General features: G+C 53.7%; 26 protein-coding genes, 1 tRNA gene and 1 other RNA gene. 16 read left to right on the plus strand and 12 right to left on the minus strand.

Annotated elements, in window-relative coordinates; all coding sequences use genetic code 11:
* Positions 1-71: 71 nt before the first annotated feature.
* Positions 72-299, minus strand: a complete 228-nt coding sequence (locus J4E70_RS17405; RefSeq protein WP_213890958.1) for a sulfurtransferase TusA family protein — start codon at positions 297-299, stop codon at positions 72-74.
* A gap of 110 nt (positions 300-409) precedes the next feature.
* Between J4E70_RS17405 and J4E70_RS17410 the strand changes: the two genes are divergently transcribed.
* The 3 genes from J4E70_RS17410 (at position 410) to J4E70_RS17420 (ending at position 3,797) form a co-directional block, all read left to right on the plus strand.
* On the plus strand, positions 410-1,162 hold the full coding sequence (locus J4E70_RS17410) for a cytochrome c biogenesis CcdA family protein (RefSeq protein WP_213890932.1): 753 nt from the start codon (positions 410-412) through the stop codon (positions 1,160-1,162).
* Positions 1,163-1,236: 74 nt separating this feature from the next.
* The gene (locus tag J4E70_RS17415; RefSeq protein ID WP_213890933.1) at positions 1,237-2,445 is read left to right on the plus strand and encodes a hypothetical protein; all 1,209 of its coding nucleotides are present in this window, start codon (positions 1,237-1,239) and stop codon (positions 2,443-2,445) included.
* Entirely contained in the window at positions 2,442-3,797 is a 1,356-nt protein-coding gene (locus J4E70_RS17420; RefSeq protein WP_213890934.1) for a cytochrome P450, read from the plus strand. Before J4E70_RS17415 ends, J4E70_RS17420 begins: the two co-directional genes overlap by 4 nt.
* 67 nt (positions 3,798-3,864) lie before the next feature.
* Here the strand turns inward: J4E70_RS17420 and J4E70_RS17425 are convergent, their stop codons facing one another.
* The 9 genes from J4E70_RS17425 to J4E70_RS17465 all read right to left on the minus strand — a co-directional run bounded on the left by J4E70_RS17425 (position 3,865) and on the right by J4E70_RS17465 (position 10,009).
* Positions 3,865-4,095, minus strand: a complete 231-nt coding sequence (locus tag J4E70_RS17425) for an N-(5'-phosphoribosyl)anthranilate isomerase (protein ID WP_213890935.1) — start codon at positions 4,093-4,095, stop codon at positions 3,865-3,867.
* Positions 4,096-4,130: 35 nt separating this feature from the next.
* Positions 4,131-4,346 carry a ribbon-helix-helix domain-containing protein gene (locus J4E70_RS17430; protein WP_213890936.1) on the minus strand — a complete coding sequence of 72 codons (216 nt, stop codon included), beginning with the start codon at positions 4,344-4,346 and terminating at the stop codon, positions 4,131-4,133.
* The gene (locus J4E70_RS17435) at positions 4,343-4,519 is read right to left on the minus strand and encodes a DUF4169 family protein (RefSeq protein WP_213890937.1); all 177 of its coding nucleotides are present in this window, start codon (positions 4,517-4,519) and stop codon (positions 4,343-4,345) included. The genes J4E70_RS17430 and J4E70_RS17435 overlap by 4 nt, the downstream gene beginning before the upstream one ends.
* Positions 4,519-5,913, minus strand: a complete 1,395-nt coding sequence (gene fumC, locus J4E70_RS17440; RefSeq protein WP_213890938.1) for a class II fumarate hydratase — start codon at positions 5,911-5,913, stop codon at positions 4,519-4,521. Before fumC ends, J4E70_RS17435 begins: the two co-directional genes overlap by 1 nt.
* Positions 5,914-6,085: 172 nt before the next feature.
* On the minus strand, positions 6,086-6,553 hold the full coding sequence (locus tag J4E70_RS17445; RefSeq protein ID WP_213890939.1) for an SspB family protein: 468 nt from the start codon (positions 6,551-6,553) through the stop codon (positions 6,086-6,088).
* A gap of 97 nt (positions 6,554-6,650) precedes the next feature.
* Positions 6,651-7,898: a chromate efflux transporter gene (gene chrA / locus J4E70_RS17450; protein WP_213890940.1), complete on the minus strand. Its 1,248-nt coding sequence runs from the start codon at positions 7,896-7,898 to the stop codon at positions 6,651-6,653.
* Positions 7,898-8,707, minus strand: coding sequence for a chromate resistance protein ChrB domain-containing protein (locus J4E70_RS17455; RefSeq protein WP_213890941.1), 810 nt, complete (start codon positions 8,705-8,707; stop codon positions 7,898-7,900). Before J4E70_RS17455 ends, chrA begins: the two co-directional genes overlap by 1 nt.
* Positions 8,708-8,906: 199 nt before the next feature.
* Positions 8,907-9,257, minus strand: a transfer-messenger RNA (tmRNA) gene (gene ssrA, locus J4E70_RS17460).
* Entirely contained in the window at positions 9,257-10,009 is a 753-nt protein-coding gene (locus tag J4E70_RS17465) for a FadR/GntR family transcriptional regulator (protein ID WP_213890942.1), read from the minus strand. Before J4E70_RS17465 ends, ssrA begins: the two co-directional genes overlap by 1 nt.
* A 72-nt stretch (positions 10,010-10,081) precedes the next feature.
* On the opposite strand from J4E70_RS17465, the gene J4E70_RS17470 reads away from it, so the two are divergent.
* The 13 genes from J4E70_RS17470 to J4E70_RS17530 all read left to right on the plus strand — a co-directional run bounded on the left by J4E70_RS17470 (position 10,082) and on the right by J4E70_RS17530 (position 22,972).
* Complete coding sequence (locus J4E70_RS17470) at positions 10,082-10,870, plus strand: DUF2182 domain-containing protein (protein WP_246531835.1); 789 nt, start codon at positions 10,082-10,084, stop codon at positions 10,868-10,870.
* Between the two features lie 20 nt (positions 10,871-10,890).
* Positions 10,891-11,514, plus strand: a complete 624-nt coding sequence (locus J4E70_RS17475) for a DUF1326 domain-containing protein (RefSeq protein WP_213890943.1) — start codon at positions 10,891-10,893, stop codon at positions 11,512-11,514.
* Between the two features lie 23 nt (positions 11,515-11,537).
* Positions 11,538-12,017 (plus strand): DinB family protein, encoded by a 480-nt coding sequence (locus J4E70_RS17480; RefSeq protein WP_213890944.1) that lies wholly within the window; start codon positions 11,538-11,540, stop codon positions 12,015-12,017.
* Positions 12,017-13,120: a dimethylsulfoniopropionate demethylase gene (locus J4E70_RS17485; RefSeq protein ID WP_213890945.1), complete on the plus strand. Its 1,104-nt coding sequence runs from the start codon at positions 12,017-12,019 to the stop codon at positions 13,118-13,120. The genes J4E70_RS17480 and J4E70_RS17485 overlap by 1 nt, the downstream gene beginning before the upstream one ends.
* 11 nt (positions 13,121-13,131) lie before the next feature.
* Positions 13,132-14,127 carry an acryloyl-CoA reductase gene (acuI, locus tag J4E70_RS17490; protein WP_213890946.1) on the plus strand — a complete coding sequence of 332 codons (996 nt, stop codon included), beginning with the start codon at positions 13,132-13,134 and terminating at the stop codon, positions 14,125-14,127.
* Between the two features lie 91 nt (positions 14,128-14,218).
* Entirely contained in the window at positions 14,219-15,445 is a 1,227-nt protein-coding gene (locus tag J4E70_RS17495; RefSeq protein WP_213890962.1) for an aminotransferase class V-fold PLP-dependent enzyme, read from the plus strand.
* 3 nt (positions 15,446-15,448) lie between these two features.
* Positions 15,449-16,876 carry a cryptochrome/photolyase family protein gene (locus J4E70_RS17500; protein WP_213890947.1) on the plus strand — a complete coding sequence of 476 codons (1,428 nt, stop codon included), beginning with the start codon at positions 15,449-15,451 and terminating at the stop codon, positions 16,874-16,876.
* A 64-nt stretch (positions 16,877-16,940) separates the two neighbouring features.
* Entirely contained in the window at positions 16,941-17,381 is a 441-nt protein-coding gene (locus tag J4E70_RS17505; RefSeq protein WP_213890948.1) for a TrgA family protein, read from the plus strand.
* A 13-nt stretch (positions 17,382-17,394) separates the two neighbouring features.
* Entirely contained in the window at positions 17,395-18,504 is a 1,110-nt protein-coding gene (locus J4E70_RS17510) for an NUDIX domain-containing protein (protein ID WP_213890949.1), read from the plus strand.
* Positions 18,505-18,557: 53 nt separating this feature from the next.
* Positions 18,558-19,595 carry a cysteine synthase A gene (locus J4E70_RS17515; RefSeq protein ID WP_213890950.1) on the plus strand — a complete coding sequence of 346 codons (1,038 nt, stop codon included), beginning with the start codon at positions 18,558-18,560 and terminating at the stop codon, positions 19,593-19,595.
* Positions 19,595-22,033 carry a DUF3772 domain-containing protein gene (locus J4E70_RS17520; RefSeq protein WP_213890952.1) on the plus strand — a complete coding sequence of 813 codons (2,439 nt, stop codon included), beginning with the start codon at positions 19,595-19,597 and terminating at the stop codon, positions 22,031-22,033. Before J4E70_RS17515 ends, J4E70_RS17520 begins: the two co-directional genes overlap by 1 nt.
* Positions 22,034-22,753 (plus strand): alanyl-tRNA editing protein, encoded by a 720-nt coding sequence (locus J4E70_RS17525; protein ID WP_213890954.1) that lies wholly within the window; start codon positions 22,034-22,036, stop codon positions 22,751-22,753.
* Positions 22,754-22,882: 129 nt separating this feature from the next.
* A tRNA-Ser gene (locus J4E70_RS17530) sits at positions 22,883-22,972 on the plus strand.
* A 265-nt stretch (positions 22,973-23,237) separates the two neighbouring features.
* Here J4E70_RS17530 and J4E70_RS17535 read toward each other — a convergent pair.
* Both J4E70_RS17535 and J4E70_RS19640 read right to left on the minus strand, forming a co-directional pair.
* Positions 23,238-23,954, minus strand: coding sequence for a M48 family metallopeptidase (locus tag J4E70_RS17535; protein WP_213890956.1), 717 nt, complete (start codon positions 23,952-23,954; stop codon positions 23,238-23,240).
* The gene (locus J4E70_RS19640) at positions 23,951-26,320 is read right to left on the minus strand and encodes a type I restriction endonuclease subunit R (protein WP_343229481.1); all 2,370 of its coding nucleotides are present in this window, start codon (positions 26,318-26,320) and stop codon (positions 23,951-23,953) included. The genes J4E70_RS17535 and J4E70_RS19640 overlap by 4 nt, the downstream gene beginning before the upstream one ends.
* Positions 26,321-26,440: the final 120 nt, after the last annotated feature.

Here is a 26,440-nt window from a genome sequence, read left to right on the forward strand (position 1 = left end):
CAGATCAATATTGAACGATAGACGCCGGGGTTTACCCCGGCGTTTTCATGTGCGGGTCAAATGCGTTACTTTTAGCCTTTGCGAATGAAATAAACCTGCGTCGCGCCGGCGCGTTCCGAAGCAACGAGCGTGTGGCCACCCTCGGCACAGAAATGCGGGACATCAACGACCGCAGCCGGATCGTCCGCAAAAAGGCGCAAAACCTGACCACTTTCCATGGCTTTCAGGCGTTTGCGTGCTTTTAGCACCGGCAGTGGGCACAACAAGCCAAGAGCATCAATTTCATCATTCCATTTCATAGACCAGCGAGATAGGAGGGTTGCCACAACTTGTCCACGGCAATGTTACTTTATGTGCCCGTGACCTGATGCGATTGTTCGCGTATTGCATGGGAAAGAAGGAACTTCAGATGTTCGGAATTGACCTGTTTGACGCCAGCCTCGTGCCCTCGATGATCGTTGCATTGTTAGGCGGTCTATTGTCGTTTCTCAGCCCTTGTGTCCTGCCAATAGTACCGCCGTATCTTGCCTATATGGGCGGTATTACGATCAGCGAAATGGGCGAAGTCAGAACGGCGCGCCGCCGGGCGGTGCTTTCCGCATTTTTCTTTATTTTGGGGCTATCGACCGTTTTTATCCTGTTAGGCGCGACGGCCTCTGTGTTCGGGCGGTTCTTTTTGCAAAACCAGGAATGGTTCGTCATCCTATCTGGCGTCGTTGTTATGGTTTTTGGGGCGCATTTTGTGGGTGTGTACCGTATTCCCATTCTGGACCGTGAGGCGCGGATTGATGCGGGTGACAAAGGGGGGTCTGCCTTTGGGGCTTATCTGTTGGGGCTGGCGTTCGCCTTTGGCTGGACGCCATGTATCGGACCTCAGCTAGGGATGATCCTGTCTATTGCGGCACAGGATGGGTCTGTTTCACGAGGTGGTTTTTTGCTTGCGGTCTATGCGATGGGGCTTGGCATCCCGTTCCTGCTGGTTGCTGCGTTCTTTCCCAGCATGACCGGGGTGATTGCTTGGATGAAACGGCATATGATGCAGATAGAGCGGACCATGGGCCTTTTGCTCTGGACCGTGGGTTTGATGATGGTAACGGGTAAATTTACCGATCTTGCCTGGTGGCTGAATGAGAAATTCCCGGTCTTACAGAACTTTGGCTGAGCATTGCTGTTTTCAGGGCTTAATTTCGCGCAGAACCTTCGCTAGTCTTTGCTGAGCGTAGCAAAGGCAGGCAAATGTCAGACGGGCAACAAAAGGTGGTTAGGCGGCGGGTGTTCTACATTCCCGGCTATGACCCAATCTCGCCAAGGCGCTACCGCGAACTGTACCGGAGGGAAGGTGCAGGGCAGGCTGCGATTTCAGGATACACGCTTACACTTACTCCGAAATCTGGTGGCGGACGATATGCCTGGCATGTCGAAGCAGAGATTGAAGGCGTTAAGACAAAGACAGATTTTGAGGTTCTTGTCTGGTCCGACATCGTGAAATCATCGATGGAGATGAATATTCCGATGACCTATCTGCTTATGGTGCGAACCGCCTGGACGTATATATCTTCGGGCGCGTTTTGGCAGTTGATGAAGACCCGAAAAGGCCCTGTTATTGCAGCACTTTATCCGATTTTTATGTTGGTGTTACAATTGGTTCTGGCGCTGCTTCTAGCTTGGCTTGCGGCTGCTTTCAGTGCGTTGCTGCATCCTTGGGCCTCTTGGCCGGTGGCTTTGGTCGTGATTGTGTCGTCCCTTCGGTACTTTCGGAAAATTGATAGCAAGCTTTTCGTTTACTACCTGATGCATGATTATTCTTATTCTGCGCGGTCGCGTGGTGCCAATCCGCCAGAACTGGAAAAACGCATTTCAGAGTTTGCTGGCGAAATCTCCACGGCCCTTAAGGACGACGTGGATGAGGTTTTGGTTGTTGGGCATTCTTCTGGCGCGTCGCTTGGTGTTTCCATTCTTGCTGATGTGATCCGCGAAGGAGGCGTTCCAAGGGTTGGGCCTAAGCTTTCGTTCCTGACGCTTGGGCAGGTTGTGCCAATGGTTTCTTTTCTGCCTAAAGCGTACAGATTGCGCGCGGATCTAAACTATCTTTCTGCTCGTGAAGAACTGACCTGGGTGGATGTCACAGCGCCGGGTGATGGGTGCGCATTTGCCCTGTGCGACCCGGTTTCTGTGTCAGGGGTGGCGCCAGAGGGCAAACGCTGGCCGCTGGTGCTTTCAGCGGCTTTCAGTCAAACCCTGAGCCCTGAAAGGTGGAAAGAGTTGCGATGGCGGTTTTTCAGGCTGCATTTCCAATATCTTTGTGCGTTCGATCAACCAGGCGATTACGACTATTTCCAGATCACCGCTGGGCCCAAGACTTTGGTATCACGATTTGCGGGGCGTGCGCCGTCTACGTCACGTATCGAGGCTCCTTTGTCTCCGTACCAGGAAATGACGGCGTGACGCTCCCACCGAAACCCCAAAGCCGCCCGCCCAAGGTTTCGCTCTGGAGATATGCGCGACTGTTTCGCAAAGACATCCTCTCTGCGCAGCCAGCAAAACTGTATCGTGCGTGGATGGCAGAGTTTCGGACAGTGTTTTTCCGCTCCTATCTGCTCAACCAACCAGATCTTGTGAAAACCGTGTTGAACCAGCGCCCGGATGATTTTCCGAAGTCTGACAGGGTGGGGGAAGGGTTGCGCCCCTTGCTCGGAAACTCCGTTTTCTTAACCAATGGCGAGCAGTGGAAGCGTCAGCGCAGAATTATCGACCCGGCATTTGAAGGCGGGCGACTTCGCGATACGTTTCCGGCGATGTGGGCGGCGGCTGAGGCCGCGGTGGAAAGGTTAGGGACGCTTTGCAATGATGCGCCCATTGAGATTGAGCAAGAAACAAGCCATGTCGCCGCTGATGTGATTTTTCGGACATTGTTTTCAATCCCGATTGAACACGAAACCGCAAATCAGGTCTTCAACCAGTTTCGCGCCTATCAGAGGACACAGCCAATTCTGAACCTAGCAGCGTTCTTGCCGGTTCCGGGTTGGGTTCCTCGGTTCTTCAAATCAAAAACCAAACGAACAGCGCGCGAAATAAGATCACTAATTGCGGAACTTACGCGCGAACGCATGGCCAAAATTGAATTGGGAACGGCCCCCGATGATCTTGCAACCAAAATTATGACAATGGCCGACCCTGTAACAGGCGAAACGTTTTCTACTGAGGAAATGGTTGATCAGGTGGCGATCTTCTTTCTGGCCGGACATGAAACCAGCGCATCAGCACTTGCCTGGTCGCTTTACCTTATGGCGCTTTTTCCAGAGTGGCAGGAGCGGCTGGTACGCGAAGCCGATATTTTGGAAGATATAGATTTTACAATGGCTTCCAAGCTGAAGTTAAGCAAAGATGTGTTCCGGGAAACTCTGCGTTTGTACCCACCTGTTCCGATGATGGTGCGGGAAAACAGCTGTCCAGAGCACTTTCGAGACCGCGACATCAAGCCGGGTTCACAAATGGTGATAAGCCCCTGGCATCTACACCGGCACGAGAGACTGTGGGACAACCCGGATGCTTTTGATCCGGGCCGCTGGGCCACGGAGAACGGTAAGCAATGTCAACGAGAGGCGTTCATTCCATTTTCGTCAGGTCCGCGGGTTTGCACGGGCGCGGGGTTTGCGATGGTTGAGGGGCCGCTCATACTTTCCAAGGTGCTAAAGCATTTTAGGTTTGAAATTGTCTCGGAACGCACGCCGGTCCCGGTTGCGCATTTGACTGTGCGGGCAAGGGACGGAATTTGGTTGAAAATATCGCGACGTTAATTGAAGGGTCCAAGACTTTTGTGAAAAGTCTTGCAAAATCCTTTGAAAGGATTTTTGGCGCTCAAATTCAACTGATTACTTTGACGGGAGCGTTGTTGCAGAAGATGACAATTTGACCAGCGTTTTCAACCGCATGAAACCCGCGTCTGCGAAGTTCCATTTCAAGCGCAGTCCTGCCGACGATACGTTCGACGTCCTTTGTTTTTCGCCTGACGATGCCGCCATCGCGCGCGGATTTCGCATCAAATATCTGGCGAAGCCAAATTTGCGGTGGCATGAGCTCTGTTAGATTCGACATGCCGCTAAGCTGTGTCAGATTACCTTAAGATTTGGTTAATCCTGATAGTATGCCAGCACAAAAAGACGAATTGCAGAGGCCAGGCCAATTTCCTGACCGCGCGTGTCATCAATTTCAGCGGCGAGAGCGTTGATTGGCTGATCTCGCTCAGATGCGATGTCTCGAAACGCGTTCCAAAATTCATCTTCAAGCGTCACGCTCGTTCGATGGCCGTGCAATGTGAGCGAACGTTTTTTGGGACGCGTGCTCATTCTTCGTTCCGGTGTTGGTCAAGATGTTTGCGCAGCTTTTCGGCGCTTTCCGCCTCTGCGTCTTTCTGCATCTTCGTGCGCCCGAAGCGTGCCGCATTCGCATCCGCCTTGGCGCGGTCCTGTTCTCGTGCACATGTCTTGCGCGCACGAGAAAGGTTCGTGATTTTCGCCATTAGCTTTTGGGGCCAATCATGTTTTCAGGCCGGACAACCTTTTCGAAAGTTTCGGCGTCAACAAGACCAAGGTTGATTGCCTCTTCCTTCAGTGTGGTTCCATTCTTATGCGCAGTTTTTGCCACCTTGGTTGCATTGTCATACCCAATGGTTGGGGCAAGGGCCGTAACCAGCATCAGCGATTCCCGCATCAGTTTTTCTATCCGGTCACGATCAGCGCGAATGCCCACAACACAGTTGTCGGTAAATGCAGCGGCGGCATCACCCAATAGTTGCATGGATTGCAAAACGTTGTACGCCATCATTGGTTTGTAAACGTTCAGCTCAAAATGCCCCTGAGAGCCGGCAAAGCCAACAGCCGCGTCATTTCCAAAGACATGTGCGCAAACCTGCGTAAGCGCCTCGCATTGGGTTGGGTTAACTTTGCCCGGCATGATGGAAGAGCCGGGCTCATTTTCTGGCAACATCAGTTCGCCCAGACCGCAGCGGGGGCCTGAACCAAGCAGGCGGATATCGTTGGCGATTTTGAACAGCGATGCTGCAACTGTTTTTAGCGAACCCGAGATTTCGACCATCGCGTCGTGTGCTGCGAGGGCTTCGAATTTGTTGGGTGCTGTAACAAAGGGCAGGCCGGTGATGCGGGCCATATTGGCAGCAACGGTTACGCCCCAGCCGATACGTGTGTTCAGGCCTGTGCCGACAGCGGTGCCGCCTTGTGCCAGTTCATAAATATGCGCCAAAGAGGTTTTCACACGTTGCAGGCCCATCGCGACCTGATGCGCATATCCCGAAAACTCCTGTGCCAGCGTCAGTGGCGTTGCATCCATCGTATGGGTGCGACCGATTTTGATGATGCCCTCGAACTCAGCGACCTTGGCTTCAAGCGCCGCGTGCAGCTTTTCAAGTCCTGGAATCAAAACGTTATGCGCTGTCATTGCAGTTGCAATGTGCATAGCGGTCGGAAATGTGTCGTTTGATGACTGACCCATGTTGCAGTGATCATTCGGATGCACCGGGTCTTTGGAGCCAATTACACCACCAAGAATTTCAATGGCGCGGTTCGCGATGACTTCGTTCGCGTTCATATTGGATTGGGTGCCGGACCCTGTCTGCCAGACGACAAGTGGAAAGTTGTCGTCAAATTGACCTGCGACGACTTCGCCTGCGGCCTGAACAATGGCTTTACCTTTTTCTGCGTCAAGGTTTCCGCTTTCCATGTTTGCCTCGGCACAAGCCTGTTTGATCACCCCAAGAGCACGTACAATCGCGACGGGCTGCTTTTCCCAGCCAATAGGAAAGTTCATCAGGCTGCGCTGGGTCTGTGCGCCCCAGTATTTTTCACTTGGAACTTCCAGTGGGCCAAAGCTGTCGGTTTCGGTGCGGGTGTTGGTCATCAATGCTCTCCTCAGGCGTTGGCGCCTTTTCTAACGTGCATGGGCAGGAAATCAATGCGACATCCGGGCTGAAGACCAAGACACGTGAAACGTACTTGTCGCAGATGAAAAGACAATATCCAACTTGGCCGCTTGAAAGCACCAAAACTGAGGTGGAAATCAGAACGCTGCGCTACTTGCGGAAACTGTCAAGGCTGACGACTTCGGCGTCGTGATGTTCGTCTTCCGGTTCGTCTACCGCCATCGGTGCTTCTGCCGCATCTTCGTCGTCGTCCTCTTCTTCGGAATCATGCGTTTCAAAGCGCAGTCCAAATTCAACGGACGGGTCAACAAAAGTGACGATTGAATCGTAAGGGATATAGAGCGGTTCAGGCTGGTCACCAAAATTCAGTGTGACGGAAAAGCCTTCATCCGTCACCTCGAGCCCGTCAAACCAATGCTGCATAACGACGGTCATTTCGTCTGGGTAACGCTCGTTCAGCCAATCGGCGATTTTCACGTCGGGGTGCAGCGTGTCAAATGTGATGAAGAAATGATGCACCCCGGGCAGGCCGTTTTCGGCCACATCGGTCAACACTTCCTGAATCAGCCGCCGCATGGCGCGGTGCATCAGGTTTCCATATTCAATGGTGCGTGACATGGGAATGAGCCTTTAGTTGGATCGTACCATCAGCATAAGGTATTTGATGTCGAAGGGAAGGGTCTGTAAGGCAAAATATCGTTACCCAGCTTTGATTTCAGATCAATGAGATGGCCGCCGACGCCAAAGCGGCAAGGCCCAGCACGAGCGGCAGGCTCCAGTGTTTCCAAAGCAGCAGAACGCCAGCACAGATCGCCAAACCAAGCGCAACCAGATCAATTGAAGACAGGGAGGGAACCGGTGCGCTGAGAACCCCAAAACTGCGTTCATCCACCGTTGCGAACAATACATGCAGGCCGAACCAAAGCGACAGGTTCAAAATGACGCCAACAACTGCGGCCGTGATTGCACGCAAACCCGCAGACAGGCGCGGCATATGCGAGAGCCAGTCGATGTAGGGCGCACCAACGAAAATCCATAGAAAACAGGGCACAAAGGTGACCCAGAGGGTTACGAGGGCAGCGATGACCCCAAGAAACAGACCACCACTTCCAAACCCGGCTTGATAGCCAACGAATTCCGTTACCAGAATGAGCGGCCCCGGCGTTGTTTCCGCGAGGCCAAGCCCATCCATCATCTGAGGGGTGGTAAGCCACCCTTTGTCTGCAACAACTTCCTGTGCCATATACGCCAACACCGCATACGCGCCGCCAAAGGTCACAACAGCGAGCTTTGAGAAAAACAGCCCAACCTGAGCAAGCATTGTCGCACCAGACGCCCACAGCAAGGCGATTGGTGCCCACCAGAGTGAAAGCCAGATTCCCAGGGCTTTAAAAGGCAGTTTAACTTGGTCACGTTTTGCCGGGGTGTCCGGCGCTTTGGCCATGAAATAGCCGTATGCTCCGGCCAGCAAGATTATCAACGGAAAAGGCAGATCCAGGAAAAATATTCCAACAAAGGAAAGCCCGGCAATCACCCAGTGCGCACGGCCCTTCAGGGCCTTTCTTGATATGCGAAGCAAGGCTTCGACAACGACGACCACAACGGTGGCTTTAACCCCAAGAAACAACGCATTGATCAATGGAACGGCACCGTAGGCGGCGTAGGCCATGCTGAGCCCCAGCATAAACAGTGCGCCGGGGACAACAAACAGCAACCCGGCAATCAAACCACCCGGTACGCCGCGCAAGCGCCAGCCGGCATAGGTTGCAAGCTGCATTGCCTCTGGCCCCGGTAGCAACATGCAAAAAGACAGTGCACTCAGGAATTGCTGTTCGGTCAGCCAGGGGCGCTCATCGACCAGTTCGCGGTGCATAAGCGCGATTTGTGCGGCAGGGCCGCCAAACGACAGAATGCCGATGCGGGTGAAGATGCGCGTGAATTCGCGTAAAGAGATATCGTTCATCAGCGCTTTCCGGTCGGCCAGTCATGACCTTCTTCATACCCGTCGCGCGCCCAGCGATAAAGCGCGTCATAAAGCGCCATACCGGCGTTTAGCTGCTCAGTGTCGTCTTTGTATTGACGCGATAAGCCGACAGACAGAGCCAGCAGCCCAGCCGATTCCGGTGTAAGGTCGTGCCGGTTTGTATCAGCTCCCCGGACCACGTTGGCAAGTCGCAGCAATGGTTCTGTCTCAAGGGCAAATTCGGTGAGCATCGTGTCAAAGGTACAGTTCTCGTCACGATGGCTGAAATGAACGTCCTCTACATCAAACGGGGTTGCGCCAAATTTTTCTGCCACGCCCAGAACTTCGGACGGGGACACAAACAGAAACTGCGCCTTTTCATCAATGAAGCGGCGTATCAGCCATGGGCACGCGATCCGGTCAATTTTGGGTCGGTGACGCGTGACCCAAAGCGTTGAACCGTTGACTGGGGCAGGGAGGGCGCTCGCGGGGATCAGGGGCGCGCCAGCATCACGCCAGGCATGATGCCCACCCGCCAGATATTCAGCGTTCATACCCTGCGTGCGAAGCCAGGCTACAACACCTTGTGAAAGTTTCTTGCCTTTCTGACAGACAATTACAACGTGCTGTTTGTCGAGAACGGCAGCAAGCGCAGGCATATCTTTGTGGCTGTGACGGACAGAGCCGGGCAGCAACCTTGGATCGGCGGCAAAATCTTCGTCGATGCAGACGTCCACGATGGTTGGGGCATCCGGTGTCCCAATCAGACGCATGAGTTGATTTACTGAAATTTCATTTGGGGCAGGCATAGGCATCCTCGCTGAGAAATGGGTCAGGGAATGCGAAACTTGGGCTACCGCCTCACGGGGCGTTCGCGTTTAGCCCCATGAAAGGGAAAGTGCATGGCAAGGGACGACCTGTCAAGCGAGGCCGCGCAGGTACCTGTATCTGACAAAACCACATACAACTACACAGAACGCCTGATTTTGGGTTCAAATTAGATGTGAAAGTGCAGGCTTCTGTTGCCAGGTGCCTGCGAACCCCGCCTTACGCTGCTAGGCGCAAGGGCTTAAGTTTTGATAGATCGAACTGCTTACGCAGCAAGAGCCATCGGAGCTTTGTTGTCATTTGCAACTAGCTTTTGTGAACCGATAACGGTGGTATCTCACCGAGACAAAGCAAACACCTTTAGACGTTCGTCGATCCTGTTTCGACCCCATGATCCCCAAATGAAGGATTTCTGGTGGAGTCGCCGGGTACCGCCCCCGGGTCCGATCCGCTTATTACGAGCGCGTTTATGTCCATAGTCCCCGAAGGAACATTGTTAAGATAAGGTGGCGGTGGTGTAGGCGCAAGGCCTAAGACGCTGCCGGCGCAGTGGTTTTCTTTCTGGATTGCCGTGCTTCGCGTACGTCATGTGCCAGCTCAACAGAATAGGCAGCAAGGTCTGCCAGCGCCTGATCTGCTGCTGAACTGTCATGGTTTTCGATCGCATTGGCGATTTGGGTGTGAAGTTCGACGATGCGCGCGCGGTTGCGTGCCGTGAAAGTGACCATGTTCATAAGCGGCTCAATCGCTTCGACAGCGCCTGCCAACTGATAAGACAAAACCGGGTTATCTGCCCCATCCACAAGTGCGCGGTGAAACGCGACGTCAGAGGCGCAAAAAGCTTCATCCGACAAACCGGGTTGTGCCTGCCGGTGAATTTCTGCGCGCATTGTCGCAAGCTGGTCATCGGTCCGCCGCTGGGCGGAAAGCGTCACACAGGCGCGTTCCAACATGAAACGCGCTTCGCAGGCTGTTTCAAAATCAACTTCATTCATCGACAACAACAGCGTCGAGGTCGTGATTTGTTGGCCATAGGCTTCTTCAAATCGGATGCGATTGACAAAGGCCCCACCAGTTGCCCCACGTTGAGTCCGGATCAGGTTCTGCGCGGCCAGCCGCTTTAGTGCTTCGCGCACCGTCGGGCGAGAAACGCCAAACTTTAAAGAAAGCTCTGCTTCGGAGGGCAGACGTTCATCAACGATCAACTGTCCTGAAATGATTGCATCTTTGATCGCTTCGGCGATTTGAACGGACAGATCGCGCTTAGGTTTTTTATCTTTCATCGCCATTTTTCATTTGTCAGACATTTAAAAGTCTGACAATTGTATTCCGACTCGGCACATAAGGAAAGAGACATGGATTTTGCACAAAGGATAAGGCGAATGACGGGCGGCCACTGGCTTGCCGTATTCGGTTTGATCCTTGGTGCATGGGTCGTTTTATATGCGATGTCGCTGCCATCAGACCTGCGCGACATGGGGCGTATTTACGGGGCAGAGTTCTGGGTGGAACTTTGTTCGGTCACGCCGGACGCGGCAGGTTACTTCAAGGTTGTTTTGATGTGGGCAGCTATGTCCGCCGCAATGATGGCCCCAACGTTTTTGCCAGCCCTCACAACTTACGATGATCTGACTGCCACACAGGCAACGACGCGCCGGGGTTTCTACGAATTGCTTGGCGGATATCTGGTGATCTGGCTCGGGTTTTCTGTATTCGCCGCTGCTGCACAGATGACCCTGTCAGCGGCGGGCCTGGTGTCCCCAATTGGTCAGAGCTTGTCAGATTGGTTTTCTGTTGTACTGCTGCTGGTCGCGGGTATTTACCAGTTCTCACCTCTGAAAGAGGCTTGCCTCTCGAAATGCAGAATGCCGCTTACGTTCTTTATGGAACATTGGTCGCCCACCCGCTGGAATGCCGCAACGATGGGGCTTCGGCTTGGTTTGATCTGCCTTGGATGTTGCTGGGCCTTAATGGCGCTGGCCTTTGTTGGCGGCGCAATGAACCTGATCTGGATGGGGCTTGCGACCCTGATCATGGTTTTTGAAAAACTGCCCGAGATCGGGCGCTACGTGACACGCCCCCTGGGCGTCGCCCTGATTGGTGGGGCAATTGTATTAGCGGGGCAGGCGATAGGCCTGTTCTGAAAATCTTTAGGAGGAATGAAATGGCTGATCTACCAGAATGGACCATCAAGGGGGAGTTGATCCTCAACTGTAACTGCACTGTGTTCTGCCCCTGCGTGGTCAGCCTTGGTGCGCACCCCCCGACCGAAGGTTATTGTCAGGCATGGTCGGGCATTCGCATTGACAAAGGTCAGTATGGAGACACGGATCTGTCTGGCCTCAATGTTGGGCTCGTGCTCGATATCCCGGGAATGATGGGGCGGGGCAACTGGAAGGCCGCTGCTTACATAGACGAACGCTCAAGCGATGAAGCATATGACGCGCTGGTCAAAATCTTTTCAGGCGCGGCCAAAGGTACAACAGGGCTGTTTTCCATGTTGGTCAGCGAATTCATGGGCGCAGAACGCGCACCTGTTGAATTTACCACAGAGGGCAAGGCGCGCCGCCTGATGGTTGGCAAAACCATTCAGGGTGAAATCGTCCCTGTCGAGGGGAACGACCCCGATCAGGATATCGTCGTTAGCAACACAGGCTACTGGATGGGCCCGGACATTACGATTGCAACGGCCACCAAAGGCAAAGTGCGGGCCTATGGCCGTGTCTGGGATTTCTCGGGCCGTTCGGCTGAGATTTGTCAGATTGACTGGAAAGGCCCGGGCCGGTGATAGCCCCCGGCTATTGTCACACTATGGCGCGGTATAACCGATGGCAGAACAACAACCTGCTGACGGCTGCCGATACGCTTGACGAAAAGGCGCGCGATGCGGACAGAGGCGCCTTTTTTGGTTCTATCCGCGGCACGTTTTCTCACCTTCTTTGGGGCGATACGATCTGGATGAGCCGCTTTGATGGATGGGAGCCGCCAAAAACCGGCATTCCCGGCAGCGAGAATTTTGTTATGGACTGGGAGCAGATTAAGCTTGAACGCGCCAAGGCCGATGCGCGCATTTTGCGTTGGGCTGAAAATCTGACCGAAGAAGACCTTGCCGGCGACCTGATCTGGTTTTCCGGTGCTATGGGGCGCGAAATAATTAAGCCACTTGCGCTCTGCATCACGCATTTTTTCAATCACCAGACCCATCACCGCGGGCAGATTCATGCTATGTTAACAGCAGCGGGCGCACGCCCCGGTGATACCGATCTCTTCTTTATGCCGGAGGATGCCTGATGGCTCTAATCGCTCAGTCCCGCCGTTTGCGCCGCACCCCTTTTAGCGAAGGTGTCGAGGCAGCGGGCGTCAAAGGATACACTGTCTACAACCACATGCTGCTGCCAACGGTTTTCGAAAGCGTGGTCGCCGATTACAGACATCTTAAAGACCATGTGCAGATTTGGGATGTGTCGTGTGAACGTCAGGTTGAGCTTCGGGGACCTGATGCCCAACGTTTAATGCAAATGCTGACACCGCGCGACCTGAGTAATATGCAGCTAGGTCAATGTTTCTACGTGCCTATCGTTGATGAAACTGGCGGCATGCTCAATGACCCGGTCGCCGTGAAACTGGCCGAAGATCGCTGGTGGATTTCGATTGCGGACAGCGACTTGTTGTTTTGGGCCAAGGGCATTGCTTATGGCTATCGTCTGGACGTGCTGGTGGACGAGCCGGATGTTTCGCCACTCGGGATTCAGGGGCCAAAATCTGATGATCTGATGGCGCGGGTCTTTGGCGAAGAAATCCGCAAGCTGCGGTTTTTCCGCTATGATCGCTTCAGTTTTGAAGGACGCGATCTGGTGATCGCGCGATCTGGTTACTCGAAACAGGGTGGTTTCGAAATTTATGTCGAAGGTAGCGATATCGGGATGCCGCTGTGGGACGCGCTTTTCAAAGCGGGCGAAGACCTCAATGTAAGGGCAGGGTGCCCAAATCTGATAGAACGCATTGAGGGCGGGCTGCTGTCGTATGGCAACGACATGACGCGCAACAATACCCCGCACGAATGCGGCCTTGGCAAATTCTGTGATACGCAGAGCGCGATTGGTTGTGTTGGCCGGGACGCTTTGCTGCGCGTCGCGATGGAAGGGCCGATTCGTCAAATTCGTGCGATCGAGATTGACGGGGACGCTGTGCCTGCGTGTGATCATCTCTGGTCGGTTTTTGCTGGCGGCAAAAAGGTCGGTAACATCAGCTCCGCTGCGTGGTCACCCGATTTTACGACAAACGTTGCGATTGGAATGATCCGCATGACCCATTGGGATGCGGGAACCAAAGTAGAGGTCGAAACACCAGACGGAATGCGCAAGGCAACCGTCCGCGATAAATTCTGGATTTGAAGGAGAGCATAATGTTCAACGCATTGATTGTTGAAAAAGACGAAGATGGCAAAACAAGCGCGAGCGTACAGCAGATTGGGATAGATCAGCTACCGGACGGTGGTGATGTTACCGTGGCTGTTGAATACTCGACGGTGAACTACAAAGATGGCCTGTGCATTGGCCCAGGTGGCGGGCTTGTTCGAAACTACCCGCATATTCCAGGCATCGATTTAGCAGGAACGGTCGAAGCATCGGATGATGACCGTTACAAACCTGGTGACAAGGTTGTGCTGACCGGCTGGCGCGTGGGCGAGGCACATTGGGGCGGTTATTCGCAAAAGGCGCGGGTCAAGGCCGATTGGCTTGTGCCACTGCCAGCGGGGCTTAATACACGTCAGGCAATGGCGGTCGGAACAGCCGGTTTCACGGCCATGCTCGCCGTTATGGCGCTGGAAGATCACGGGCTTGAAAAAGATCATGGTCCCGTTCTTGTAACCGGTGCTGCGGGTGGTGTCGGCTCTGTTGCAACTGCGATCCTGGCCAACCTTGGCTATGAGGTTGCCGGTGTTACCGGGCGTCCAGAAACTGCCGAGTACCTCAAATCACTGGGTGCAACCCAGATCGTTGCCCGCGAAGAGCTGAATGAGACCGTGAAACGCCCGCTGGAAGGTGAAACATGGGCTGGTTGTATCGATGCCGTTGGCGGCGCAATGCTGGCGCGCGTTCTTGGACAAATGAAATATGGAACCTCTGTCGCAGCGGTAGGGCTTGCGGGTGGCACTGGACTTCCTGCGACCGTTATTCCGTTCCTTTTGCGTGGTGTGAACCTGCTTGGGATTGATTCCGTGATGCAGCCTTATGACAACCGCGTGCGTGCGTGGCAGCGGATCGCAAAAGATTTGCCAATGGAAAAACTCGAGCAGATGATCCAGCCAGCGAAACTTTCTGATCTTCCGAAACTTGGTGCAGATATACTGAAGGGTCAGGTCAAAGGACGTGTCGTTGTTGATGTGAATGCCGATTAAGGTGCACTAACGGCTTGCACCCAACGCAGTCATGCCTAACATGAAAGACCCCGGAGCATCGGCTTTGGGGTCTTCTTCTATTGAGGCCAGCATGACCCAGCTTGATATTAAATTTGTACGTGCGCAGTTTCCCGCCTTTTCAGAGCCTTCTTTGCAAGGACAGGCATTTTTCGAAAATGCCGGGGGTAGTTACACGTGCCAGCAAGTGATCGACCGTCTGACGCGGTTTTATCACCAGCGAAAAGTGCAACCCTATTCGGCCTACGAGGCAAGCCGATTAGGTGGCGAGGAAATGGATGAGGCGCGGACCCGTCTGGCATTGATGTTGGGTGTGGATACCGATGAGGTGAGTTTTGGTCCATCAACAACGCAGAACACCTATGTTCTTGCGCAGGCCTTTCGCCAGTGGCTGAAACCCGGTGATGCGATTGTTGTTACCAATCAGGACCACGAGGCAAACTCTGGTCCCTGGCGCCGTTTGGCGGACGAGGGGATCGAAGTGCGTGAATGGACGATTGACCCGGAAACGGGCCATCTGGACCCCGGTGACCTTGTCGATCTGTTGGATGAGAGCGTCAGGCTGGTTTGTTTCCCGCATTGTTCCAATGTTGTGGGCGAGATTAACGATGTTGTTGCGGTGACAGCGATTGCACATGCAGCGGGGGCATTCGTCTGCGTTGACGGGGTAAGCTATGCGCCCCACGGATTGCCGAATGTGGGCAAGCTGGGGGCAGATATTTACCTGTTTTCTGCCTACAAGACCTACGGTCCGCACCAGGGGATCATGGTGATGCGGCGCGAGTTGGGCATGATGCTTCCGAACCAGGGGCACTATTTCAACGAAGCAAGCCTTTATAAGCGTTTCACCCCAGCGGGGCCGGACCATGCACAGGTCGCGGCAAGCGCCGGTATGGCGGACTATGCAGATGCTTTGTATTCCCATCATTTCTCAGAGGCGGCAGATGAGACAAAGCGGGCTGAAGCCGTGCATGACCTGATGCGCGCGCATGAAGTTAAACATCTGCAACCTGTTCTTGACTACCTTTCACAGAAAAACTCTGTCCGGCTTGTTGGACCGATACAGGCGGACAGTCGGGCGCCGACAGTTGCTGTAGAGCTTTCCGGGCAGGCAGAACCCGTTGCCGCTGAGCTTGCGCCACACGGTATTATGGCAGGCGGGGGTGACTTTTACGCTGTTCGCGCACTTGAGGCGATGGGGATCGACCCAGCCAAAGGCGTTCTTCGGCTTAGCTTTGTTCATTACACAAGCGAAAACGAAGTTTCCAAGCTGATCAGTGTATTGGACGAGGTGCTTTAACGTATGGGCCAAAGGCCACCGATCATACTGTGGTTAAGGCGGGATCTTCGGCTGGCCGATCATCCGGCAATGGTTGCTGCGATTGCGACAGGACAGCCTGTGATACCGCTTTTCATTCATGACGAGGTGGTTGAAGTCCTTGGTGCGGCCGCGAAATTTCGGCTGGGATTGTCTTTAGAAAACATTTCCACTCAACTTCGCGATCTGGGTGCAGCACTAATCCTGCGACGCGGGCGTGCGCATGATGTTTTACGTTCTGTGGTTGCCGAGACGGGCGCGACGGGTGTTTTCTGGTCGCGCCTTTATGATACTGCGTCAAAGGTGCGCGATACAGAGGTCAAGGCTGCATTGCGTAAAGAGGGGGTTAAGGCAGACAGCCACCCGGGACATGTGCTGTTTGAACCCTGGACGGTTTCAACAAAAACCGGCGGGTTTTACAAAGTTTACACACCCTTCTGGAATACGGTGAAGCAAAAAGAGGTTGGCGTTTGCCTGCCCGCACCAAAGCGGTGGCCTGCACCTGCGAACTGGCCAAAAAGTGCCACGCTCTCAAATTGGAAAATGGACGCTGAAATGAATCGCGGTGCGGCGGCGGTGGCCAAACACCAGCGTGTCGGGGAAAGGGCAGCACAAGACAGGCTTCGTAATTTCATCGAGATAGCTGTTGATGGATACAAGAAATACAGGGATTTTCCGGGCCTGCGTTCAACGTCGGGACTATCCGAAAATCTGACTTATGGGGAAATTAGTCCGCGCATGGTCTGGCATGCAGGTGCAAGGGCGCTGAACGAAGGGCACTTAGGTGCAGAACATTTTCTGAAGGAACTGGTCTGGCGCGAATTTTCGTATCATCTGATCCATCATACACCCTGGATCGAAACGGAATGCTGGCGCAGGGTGTGGGAAAGCTTTCCCTGGCGTGGAGACACCGAGCTTGCAGAAGCCTGGCGGCGGGGGCGCACGGGTATTCCGTTTGTTGATGCAGCGATGCGTGAAATGTACGTGACCGGGACAATGCACAATCGCGCACGCATGATTGTCGGAAGCTACCTGACAAAACATCTGTTAACTGACTGGCGGATCGGTCAGGCCTGGTTTGCGGATTGCCTGACAGATTGGGACCCGGCAGCCAATGCGATGGGATGGCAGTGGGTCGCGGGCTGCGGACCGGACGCAACGCCTTATTTTCGGGTGTTTAACCCTGTAACACAGGCGGACAAGTTTGATGCGGACCAGAGCTATCAGCGGCGTTGGATCGCGGAAGGATATACCAAGCCAAGCCGGACTGCGCTGTCTTATTTCAAGGCTGTGCCGCGTAGCTGGGCCCTGAGTGAAGATATTGCCTACCCTGATCCGATTGTTTCAGCCTCTGACGGGCGGGGCGTTGCACTTGTAGCATATTCCGCCTGGAAAGAAGGTCATTTAAAATAATTTAGGTGCGTTTTTTGGGTTTTTCTGGTTTTCTACGGCCAGAGGTAAAAAAAAGAGTAGTCAGATGCCCACAGCAGCCCGCCTTGTCGCCGCAGCTTGTTTTGCAGGTCTTGCCTATTTGGTTTCCGGAATGATTGTGCCGCTTTTACCAGAGGGAACACCTGTGCCGTTCCTTGGCATCATAAATGCCTTGTTGGGTGTCGTTTGCGGCTGGAGAATCATGGGCCCGCGTGCAGGGCGCGGGGTGCGCGGCTCCGTTGGCATTGGTATAACAACAAGCGTCGCACTCGGGCTGCTGGCGCTTTTCCTGCATTCGGCGGCTAAAATGGTAAAACTGTCGCTCCGAAAATATTACGACAACCCAACAGAGGCGGTTGTCGCGATTTTCGAGATCGGGTTTGAATACGCGAAGTTGATTGCAACGACAGAAGTGATCGGCACGGCACTGATTGGCGGAATAATTGCCGGTCTTGTTACAAATGCTGCTGATCGGCGGTGGAACTAAAAACGTGAAGCAAATGTTTTTTTATGGCACGTTGTGTCATCGTCCGCTGCTGGAAGTGGTGTTGAATCGTTCGGTCTCAGAAGATGAGATGACACGTTCACGCCTGCCCGACCATGCGGTTTACTGGGCAAAAGGTCAGATATTCCCGCTTATTACAGAAGAAGTCGGCAGCGTTGCTGAAGGTGTCAGTTTTGACGCTTCAGAAGAAGATGTTGCGCGGCTCAACTATTACGAAGGCGGGTTTCACTATGATTTGCATCTGGTGACGCCAATCGGGGAGACATCCCCAGTCGAGGTTTATTTTCCACGCCCCGGTCAGTGGCAAAAAGGGGCATCGTGGAGCCTTGAAGATTTTGTAGAACAATATGGCGCGGTGACATTGATTGCGGCTGCAGATGTGGCCGAGTTATTTGGCCAGATCGATGCAGACGAAGTTGCAAGACGTTTACAAATGCTTCGGGCACGGGCGCGTAAAATAGTTTCGGTTCACAGCCCAACACCATCAGGTTTGCGATACGGCTTCGGGCAGGCCGATGTCAGCTTACTGAATCACGAACGCGCCTATGACAGCTTTTTTGCGCTCGACGATTTGGATTTGTCCCATCGTCGTTTCGATGGAACCGTCTCTGCACCGTTGCGCCGCTCGGTTTTTGTAACAAGCGATGCGGTCATCGTTTTACCCTATGATCCCGCACGTGACCGGGTTTTGCTCGTCGAACAGTTTCGTGTGGGTGCGTTTATGCGTGGGGATAGACACCCTTGGACGCTCGAGCCGATTGCAGGCCGCATAGACAAAGGGGAAACACCCGAAGATGCAGCGCATCGTGAGGCAAAGGAAGAGGCAGGGTTAACACTGACAGATCTGCAGCTGATCAACAGACATTACCCAACCCCCGGTGCTGCAACAGAGTATTTCCATACCTATCTTGGTTTGTGTGATTTGCCTGACGAAGTAGATGAATTTGGCGGCGTATCCGGTGAAGGTGAAGATATTCGCACACATGTTCTGTGCTTTGAGCAATTGATGGCATTGGTTGAGAGTGGTGAAGCTGAAATCGGTCCACTTGTACTGTCGGCATTTTGGCTCGCACTCAATCGTGATCGACTGCGCGCGGATGCTTGAGTTCCGCCAAAACGCAGCCTACACAGGGTGGAACGTTAAGAGGGCAGAAACATATGCGCATTTGCAACGACCTTGTTGAACTGATTGGGAACACTCCGATGATCCGGCTGAGGAAAGCCAGTGAAGAGACAGGATGCGACATTTATGGCAAGGCAGAATTTCTGAACCCCGGTCAGTCCGTGAAAGACAGGGCTGCGCTCTATATCATCAAAGATGCTGTCGCACGGGGTGCGCTCCGCCCGGGTGGAACCATTGTCGAAGGAACTGCGGGCAACACGGGAATTGGTCTTGCCCTGGTTGGCGCTTCGCTTGGGTTTAAAACGGTGATTGTCATTCCTGAAACGCAAAGTCAGGAAAAGAAAGAGATGATCCGACTGGCGGGTGCCGAGCTTGTTCAGGTACCGGCTGCGCCCTATAAGAACCCGAACAATTATGTTCGATATTCAGAAAGATTGGCGAATAAATTAGCACTTACCGAACCTAATGGTGCGATTTGGGCCAATCAGTTTGACAATGTGGCGAACAAACAAGCGCATGTTGAAACAACAGCACCGGAGATTTGGGAACAGATGGACGGAAAGCTTGATGGGTTCATCTGCGCAGTTGGGTCAGGCGGTACATTGTCTGGCGTTGCCGAAGGGCTTCGCGCACGTGACAAGACCATAAAAATCGGCCTGGCGGACCCAGAGGGATCAGCGCTTTACAATTTCTATACCACCGGAGAGTTCGGATCAGTCGGTGGATCGATCACCGAAGGTATCGGTCAGGGGCGAGTTACAGCAAACCTCGAAGGCTTGAAGGTGGACAATGTTTATCGAGTTTCAGATTCAGAAGCGCTCCCGATTGTGTTTGACCTACTCAAGGAAGAGGGGCTCATTCTGGGTGGCTCTTCAGGTATCAACGTTGCAGGCGCAATCCGATTGGCGCGCGAGCTTGGCCCGGGACACCGGATTGTGACGGTGCTGTGTGACTATGGAAATCGCTACCAGTCAAAGCTGTTTAACCCGACATTTTTAAAGGAAAAAGGCCTGCCGGTTCCAGACTGGCTTGATGCTGCACCGCGTAGCATTCCGGGCGTTTTTGAGGATTGATGAAAACATTTCACTCGCTTCTTTTATGTTTGATTTTGGCGCTTTCTGGCGCTGTAAGCCCTTTATTCGTTGCACATGCGGTCGCACAGGAAGTTGTCACCGCCCCAGATTATGCAGAGTGGGAAAAAACCGCAGAACGCGCCGAAGATGCTGTATCAGCGGCGCGGGCGTCTGATCTTGCTCTTGAAGAGCTTCGTGCACAACTGGCCGGTTGGCGCGAAAAGTTTTCGGTTGCGCAATCTGCAAACAAAGCCCGGATAGAAACGCTTGAGTCACAGCTTGCAGCACTTGGGCCGGTTCCTGACGGTGTGCCAGAGTCTGCGGAAATTGCCGCGCGACGCCAGACGTTGAGCGAAACGCTCGCCAGTGTTCGCGTGCCAATACAGACAGCTGAGGAGGCATTTACGCGTGCTGACGGTTTGATCCGACAGGTCGACGGTATCATCCGGAGCCGACAAACGGATCAACTTCTGGAGCTTGGTCCAACGCCCCTTAATCCGGTTATCTGGGCAGAAGGGTTTGGCGCAATTGGTCAAACGCTGACGGGTATTCACTCTGAAATATCAGGTGCTTGGGCAAGCCCTTTACAGAACGCGCAATTCCGCGAAAAATTGCCGCTGACTTTGTTCCTTGGCTTGCTAGCGGTCGTCCTTTTGTCACGTGGTCGACACTGGATGGAAGTTCTTTCATTGCGTGTGCAAAGCAAAAATAAGATTGCTTGGCGTTGGCTGCTTGGTTTCTTAATTTCTCTGGGGCAGGTTATCGTTCCATTGCTCGGTGTCTTCGCGCTAAGCGAAGCTCTTTTTTCCTCGGGGTTGATCGGGTTGCGAGGGTCAGTAATCGTTTCTGCGCTGCCACCTGCGGGGCTCGCGTTTTTTGTAGCTCGATGGTTGGGTGTACGTATGTTCCCGCGGTCGCATACGAGCGACCCTTATCTCAACCTAACACCCGAACAAAAAGCGGAAGGGCGCTGGTTCAGCGCTGGCCTGGGGCTTGCGATCGGACTGCAACTGATCGTTGTCGCTGTCGTTGAATTTGAAAATCTCTCTACAAGGGTATTGCTCGCGTTTGTATTTCCCTTGCTGGTGATTGTTGCGGTCATGACGTTCCGCCTGGGCCAACTACTGGTCAAACATGCACGTAACGATGCTGCAGAGAACGAACAACAGACGTACCGGAACAGAATAGTCCGGTTGTTGGGCCGGGCCGTTATGGTTGTTGTCGTCGTCGGTGTTGTGCTGGGTCTTGTCGGGTATTTTGCGGCTGCCGCGCAGTTGGTGTTCCCGACTGCGGTGACCTTGGCCCTACTGGCGTTTATTCAGATACTGCAACGCTTGTTTTCAGAAGTTTATGCATTGCTTGTTGGCAATAGGGATGGCGCGCGCGAGTCCCTTATTCCTGTTCTGTTTGGCTTTGTTTTACTTTTCGCGGCTGCACCTGTTCTTGCTTTGATATGGGGTGCGCGGCTCGCGACGCTCTCAGAGATGTGGAACAAGTTTCTGGGCGGCGTGTCGCTGGGTGGCGCGCGAATTTCGCCCACTGTTTTTCTGACGTTTGCTGTCATCTTTGTGCTTGGCTACACCCTGACGCGGCTGATTCAGGGCACGCTGCGCAACACGGTTTTACCCAAGACAAAGCTTGATACCGGGGGGCGTAACGCGATTGTGTCTGGCACAGGGTATCTAGGGATATTTTTGTCAGCGATCATCGCGATTACGGGCGCAGGTATTGACCTTTCATCGCTTGCGATCGTGGCTGGTGCGCTGTCGGTTGGTATTGGATTTGGTCTCCAGAACATCGTGTCCAATTTTGTCTCGGGTATCATCCTGTTGATCGAAAGGCCAATTTCGGAAGGTGACTGGATCGAAGTTGGGAGCCATTCCGGTTACGTCCGCGATATTTCGGTGCGGTCTACCCGGATTGAAACATTCGACCGGGCTGATGTGATTGTGCCAAACGCCGATCTGATTTCAGGCGTCGTCATGAACATGACCAAAGGCAGCCTGACCGGGCGTGTCATCGTTCCGGTGGGTGTTGCTTATGGAAACGACACCAAAAGAATAGCAGCCATTTTACAGGAAATCGCCGAGGCGCATCCGATGGTAATCCTAAATCCGCCTCCTGGTGTCATTTTTCAGGGTTTTGGTGCTGACAGCCTTGATTTTGAAATCCGCGCAATCCTGCGGGATGTGAACTGGATGCTGAGCGTCAAGTCAGACATGAACCATGAAATTGCCCGGCGGTTTGCAGAAGAGGGTATCGAAATCCCGTTCGCTCAGCGCGATATCTGGCTGCGCAATCCCGAAGTCCTTTCGGGGGGAGGAAAGGCGCCAGATACATCCAAGGCATCAGAACATTCTGAAGCGTCTAACGCTCCGAGCGACGCAATTGCAGAGGTTGATTTTGAAAGCACAGACGCGACGGGTGAGGAAACATAAATGACAGAAATGTTGTTTCGCAAAGATGCCTATCTGAAAGATGCGCCAGCACTGGTTGTCGCACACACGCCCGAAGGGGGGATCATTCTTGATCAGACGATCTTTTATGCACAGGGCGGCGGACAACCGGGCGACAGTGGAACCCTTGTTTGGGATGGTGGCGAACTGGCTGTAGCAACGACAATAAAGGGTGTAGAAAATGATATTGTTCTTGTTCCGGGTGAACCGTCTGGCTTGCCGATGATCGGCGCCGAGGTGAGACAGTCGCTTAATTGGGATCGGCGCTACAAATTAATGCGTATGCACACAGCCCTTCACCTTTTGTCCGTGGTCGTACCGCTGCCAGTAACAGGTGGCGCAATCGGTGTCGACAAGGGGCGGCTTGATTTCAACATGCCTGAAACACCAGAAGACAAAGATGCGTTGGAAGCAGAGCTGAATGCGCTGATCGCCCGGAATTTACCGGTAAGCGAAACCTGGATAACGGATGCCGAACTCGAGGCGAACCCGGGGCTTGTAAAAACGATGTCGGTGAAGCCACCATCAGGGGCAGGGCACGTGCGTCTGGTACGGATTGGCGCTGGCGAAGATCAGGTGGATCTGCAACCCTGCGGGGGAACGCATGTTGCCAAAACCGGTGAAATTGGCAGTGTTCAGCTTGGAAAAATTGAAAACAAAGGCAAACAGAACCGCCGGGTTAATGTGCTTTTAGTAAGCTGACTGCTCAACTACGTAAGGGTGTTGTTCATAAGCTGATTCAGGATTTCAAAGACCTTTCAGAACAATTGCAAAACAACGCGCTAAAGCGCTTGCGCTTATCCCTCTAGTCTTGCTAAGAACCCGCGCAACGGACAGGTGGCCGAGTGGTCGAAGGCGCACGCCTGGAAAGTGTGTAGGCGGGAGACCGTCTCCAGGGTTCGAATCCCTGTCTGTCCGCCACTTGCCCTAGACAAACGTTTCTCTCCATCCGGCTTCGGCCGGATTTTTCCGTAATATTCAAGGGTTATGCGGGAGAGGCTGTTCACCGGCCCCGGTGCGAAGAGGGCCCAAAGCGTTCTCTACGGGCTGACATTCTCTGGACCTGTTGACTGCGCTGATTTGGTGAAGTTCCACAAGTGGATGATATTATTAGCATATTCCGGTCAGGTGGTTTCATTTGGACAGCGGTCTCGTTTGGTTCAGCGGCGACTAGCGTCGGAATTTCTCAGGCCATTATCCTCTCTAGGCGTTGCTTCCGGCGCTCCCAATTCGGCATCACTCGGTCCAGCAGGTCAAAGAAAGCCGTGCCGTGGTGGGGCTCAGCGATGTGGCAAAGCTCGTGGGTGATGACATAGTCGATGGCGTCAACCGGGGCCTCGACGAGACGTCGGTTCAGCAAGAGACGGTGCGCCGGCGACATTGACCCCCAGCGTTGTTTCATCTGGCGGATGATCATCCCTTTCGGCCGGAATGCTTCGGGCTCCGGGAAACGTTGCAGACTTTGTTCGACCTGCTCTGCGAACTTGACGTGGGCTCGGTTGCGGTACCAGCCCTCAACCAGCTCGCGAGTAATGTCAGTTCGGTTCGGGCGAAGTGTCTCAACCACGATATAGCCGCGAATGAGCTTTACGCTTTCTCGCACATTCGGGACGACTTTCAGTCGATACTGTCGGCCAAGATAGAGATGCGTTTCGCCCGCTATGAAACTGCGTTCTGGGGTACGCGGCAGAAACTGCGTGAAATACCTTTGCTGCCGGGTAACCCAAGCTGCCCTTTTTCGAAGCTTCTGTTCGATTGCCTCAGTGCTCGCGTCCATGGGTGCCGTGATGACAACTGAAGCATCGGGGTTCACCGCTATCTCAAGGGTCTTCCTTTGGCGTCTGACTACGCGATATTCGATGCGCTGCTCGCCGTATTTCAGGTGATTGCATTCTGCTATCATCCCGCGAACCTTGCACGCGCGAGATCCATAATTTTGAGCTCGATGTCATCCAGTACTTCGACGGGCAATTCGATCTCTTTTTGATCACGCAGGACATCGAAGAAGAAGTCGTCAATTGCGTTACGCAGGTTATTCTGAGCCACGTCGTTAGACCAGATGTCCACAATCAGGTGGGCCCTGATGATCCCGACGATATCCAGGGCGATGTGGGCTACATCGTCACCACTGACTTGCACGCCGTCACTAGTGGTTAGTCGGGTATCTAGAACTCCAAAGAAAGCTTGAGCATCGTCGTTGCCCCGGATAGGCTCAGGCACTTCGCGGCCGCGATCCTTTCTGGCGACCTTGCTCGCCAAATCAACGACGCTGTTCAGATAGTCGCGCTCTGAAAGGCGGCGTTCCCGGTAGGCGCGGATCGTGTCCTCAAGCAGCTCCGAGAACTCGCGGTAGAACGTGGGGTCCTCCTCCATCTTTTCGGTGATAGCGCGGCGTGTGGCGCTGGCAATGCGATCCGCTCGCGACGCCTCCGAGACACCTGTTTCTTCGACAACCGCCTTCAATGCATCGGGATCGTTGATGTTGACCACTTCGATGATTGTTTCCGCTGGCAATGCCACGACGTGGTCATCAAGCAGTTTCTGAATCTTCGGTTCGAACTCGCGGACATCGACGGTTTCTTGATACCGGAGTTGAACCGAGCGCCTTAGTTCAGAGAACTGCTTCCAGTCACGCTTCAACCTGTCGATTTTGGCTTCGTCAAAGACATCAAGCAGCTTGTCCGATGATAACGATATGTGGAGGCATCGGCTGAAGGCCCGAAGCCGTGCATAGAAATCCTGCCGCAGGGCTTCATCACCAAGAAGTTGTTCGAACTGCTCCATATCCTTCTTGTTGCGGACGGGCTTGAAGATATCCCAGAGCTGGTCGTGCAGTTGGGGGAGTTTGCGGATCTCCTCCCTGACGTCGTGGACCGTCCCGGCAAGGTCCGCAGCCTCATAGCCCTCGAAAGCACTGTAAGTCGTCAGGGCGCTGTCAAGTTCACCAAGCAAGCCCTCATAATCAACAATGAACCCAAATTGTTTTTCTGTGTCCCCGTCTTCGTACAGGCGGTTCACGCGCGCGATAGCCTGAAGCAGATTGTGCTCCTTCAGCGACTTGCAAACGTACAAAACCGTGTTTCTTGGCGCGTCGAAGCCGGTCAACAACTTCGATACAACAATGAGGATTTCGGGATCCCCTGATCCCTTGAAGGCGTCGATTATCTGACGATTGTATTCATCCTCAGTTTTGTATTGGGCCATCATTTTCGACCAGAAGCCGCGGACGACGTCCTTGGATTCCTGATCGACTTCTTCGTTCCCTTCATTGTCGTCTGGCGGTGATATGACGACGGCACTCGAGACGTGGCCAATTTCGTCGAGTACTTCCTTGAAGCGCACAGCTGCTGCCTTCGAAGGGGCTACCAATTGCGCCTTGAATCCGGTGCCCTGCCAATGCTGGCGAAAATGCTCTGAAATATCGAAAGCTTTTGCCCGGATTGTCTGCCCAGTCTTGGACAGCGCGTCCATTCGCGAAAACTTACCCTTCAAATCAGCTTTCTGGCTATTCGTAAGGCCCTCACTGATCTTTTCAAACCAGCGATCGATGACATTGCCGGTGACCTGCTGTTCAACCAGTCGCCCCTCGTACAAAAGTGGGACCACCGCCTCATCGGCAACCGCTTCATCGATGGCGTATCGGTGGATCAATCGACCGAATGTCGAGAGCGTGTTCTTCTCTTTTTTGAGGAGAGGAGTGCCGGTGAACCCCAGATAGCAAGCCTGCGGCAGAAGCCTGCGCATCTTGGTGGCGAACTGGCTGTGACCACCGTAGCGACCTGTCTGTGTACGGTGGCTCTCGTCAACGAGAACGAAGATGTTTGCATCCTCGTCCGCAGCTTGGCTGTTTCGCAATGCTGTTTCGAACTTGTTGATGATCGTTGTGACCAAGGGGGCCCGATCACGGATGAGTTCAAGGAGATGCGAGCCACTTGTGGCGCGAATTGGCTCAAGATCACATGACTTGAAGGTATCCTTGATTTGCTTGTCGAGATCGTCGCGATCGGTGACGATCAGGATTCGCGGGTTCCGGATAGTTTTATCAAGTGCCAGCGAGCGGCCCAGCATGACCATCGTCAACGATTTGCCCGAGCCCTGCGTGTGCCAGATTACGCCGCCTTTGCGCGCGTCGTTGATATCGAATTGCTTCACGGTCTCCACCGCGCGGCGGATGCCGAAAAATTGCTGATGACGCGCTACCTTCCGAACGCCTCCATCAAAGACAGTGAAGCGCCGGATGAGATCGAGCAGCCGTTCAGGTCTGTTGATTTGCGTTGAGAACTGACCCGGTAGGCCCCTAAATTTTCACTGAGAATTGACCCATGTAACGACGCTACCCTGACGCTTTTGTTCAGGGAGATATGGAGTGATTGACATGGGATTTTTAAG

The sequence above is a fragment of the Pseudohalocynthiibacter aestuariivivens genome, assembly GCF_018457175.1.
GTDB classification, from domain to species: domain Bacteria; phylum Pseudomonadota; class Alphaproteobacteria; order Rhodobacterales; family Rhodobacteraceae; genus Pseudohalocynthiibacter; species Pseudohalocynthiibacter aestuariivivens.

Excerpts from the sequence above, each read along its gene's own strand:
- chrA (WP_213890940.1), bottom strand. The coding sequence starts at position 7,898 with ATGAACGATATCTCTTTACGCGAATTCACGCGCATCTTCACCCGCATC.
- J4E70_RS17405 (WP_213890958.1), bottom strand. The coding sequence starts at position 299 with ATGAAATGGAATGATGAAATTGATGCTCTTGGCTTGTTGTGCCCACTG.
- J4E70_RS17500 (WP_213890947.1), top strand. The coding sequence starts at position 15,449 with ATGGGCCAAAGGCCACCGATCATACTGTGGTTAAGGCGGGATCTTCGG.
- J4E70_RS17505 (WP_213890948.1), top strand. The coding sequence starts at position 16,941 with ATGCCCACAGCAGCCCGCCTTGTCGCCGCAGCTTGTTTTGCAGGTCTT.
- fumC (WP_213890938.1), bottom strand. The coding sequence starts at position 5,913 with ATGACCAACACCCGCACCGAAACCGACAGCTTTGGCCCACTGGAAGTT.
- J4E70_RS17435 (WP_213890937.1), bottom strand. The coding sequence starts at position 4,519 with ATGGCGAAAATCACGAACCTTTCTCGTGCGCGCAAGACATGTGCACGA.
- J4E70_RS17480 (WP_213890944.1), top strand. The coding sequence starts at position 11,538 with ATGGCGCGGTATAACCGATGGCAGAACAACAACCTGCTGACGGCTGCC.
- J4E70_RS17430 (WP_213890936.1), bottom strand. The coding sequence starts at position 4,346 with ATGAGCACGCGTCCCAAAAAACGTTCGCTCACATTGCACGGCCATCGA.
- J4E70_RS17410 (WP_213890932.1), top strand. The coding sequence starts at position 410 with ATGTTCGGAATTGACCTGTTTGACGCCAGCCTCGTGCCCTCGATGATC.
- J4E70_RS17510 (WP_213890949.1), top strand. The coding sequence starts at position 17,395 with ATGTTTTTTTATGGCACGTTGTGTCATCGTCCGCTGCTGGAAGTGGTG.
- J4E70_RS17475 (WP_213890943.1), top strand. The coding sequence starts at position 10,891 with ATGGCTGATCTACCAGAATGGACCATCAAGGGGGAGTTGATCCTCAAC.
- J4E70_RS17515 (WP_213890950.1), top strand. The coding sequence starts at position 18,558 with ATGCGCATTTGCAACGACCTTGTTGAACTGATTGGGAACACTCCGATG.
- J4E70_RS17520 (WP_213890952.1), top strand. The coding sequence starts at position 19,595 with ATGAAAACATTTCACTCGCTTCTTTTATGTTTGATTTTGGCGCTTTCT.
- acuI (WP_213890946.1), top strand. The coding sequence starts at position 13,132 with ATGTTCAACGCATTGATTGTTGAAAAAGACGAAGATGGCAAAACAAGC.
- J4E70_RS17525 (WP_213890954.1), top strand. The coding sequence starts at position 22,034 with ATGACAGAAATGTTGTTTCGCAAAGATGCCTATCTGAAAGATGCGCCA.
- J4E70_RS17465 (WP_213890942.1), bottom strand. The coding sequence starts at position 10,009 with ATGAAAGATAAAAAACCTAAGCGCGATCTGTCCGTTCAAATCGCCGAA.
- J4E70_RS17445 (WP_213890939.1), bottom strand. The coding sequence starts at position 6,553 with ATGTCACGCACCATTGAATATGGAAACCTGATGCACCGCGCCATGCGG.
- J4E70_RS17485 (WP_213890945.1), top strand. The coding sequence starts at position 12,017 with ATGGCTCTAATCGCTCAGTCCCGCCGTTTGCGCCGCACCCCTTTTAGC.
- J4E70_RS17425 (WP_213890935.1), bottom strand. The coding sequence starts at position 4,095 with ATGTCGAATCTAACAGAGCTCATGCCACCGCAAATTTGGCTTCGCCAG.
- J4E70_RS17415 (WP_213890933.1), top strand. The coding sequence starts at position 1,237 with ATGTCAGACGGGCAACAAAAGGTGGTTAGGCGGCGGGTGTTCTACATT.
- J4E70_RS17455 (WP_213890941.1), bottom strand. The coding sequence starts at position 8,707 with ATGCCTGCCCCAAATGAAATTTCAGTAAATCAACTCATGCGTCTGATT.
- J4E70_RS17535 (WP_213890956.1), bottom strand. The coding sequence starts at position 23,954 with ATGATAGCAGAATGCAATCACCTGAAATACGGCGAGCAGCGCATCGAA.
- J4E70_RS17470 (WP_246531835.1), top strand. The coding sequence starts at position 10,082 with ATGGATTTTGCACAAAGGATAAGGCGAATGACGGGCGGCCACTGGCTT.
- J4E70_RS17495 (WP_213890962.1), top strand. The coding sequence starts at position 14,219 with ATGACCCAGCTTGATATTAAATTTGTACGTGCGCAGTTTCCCGCCTTT.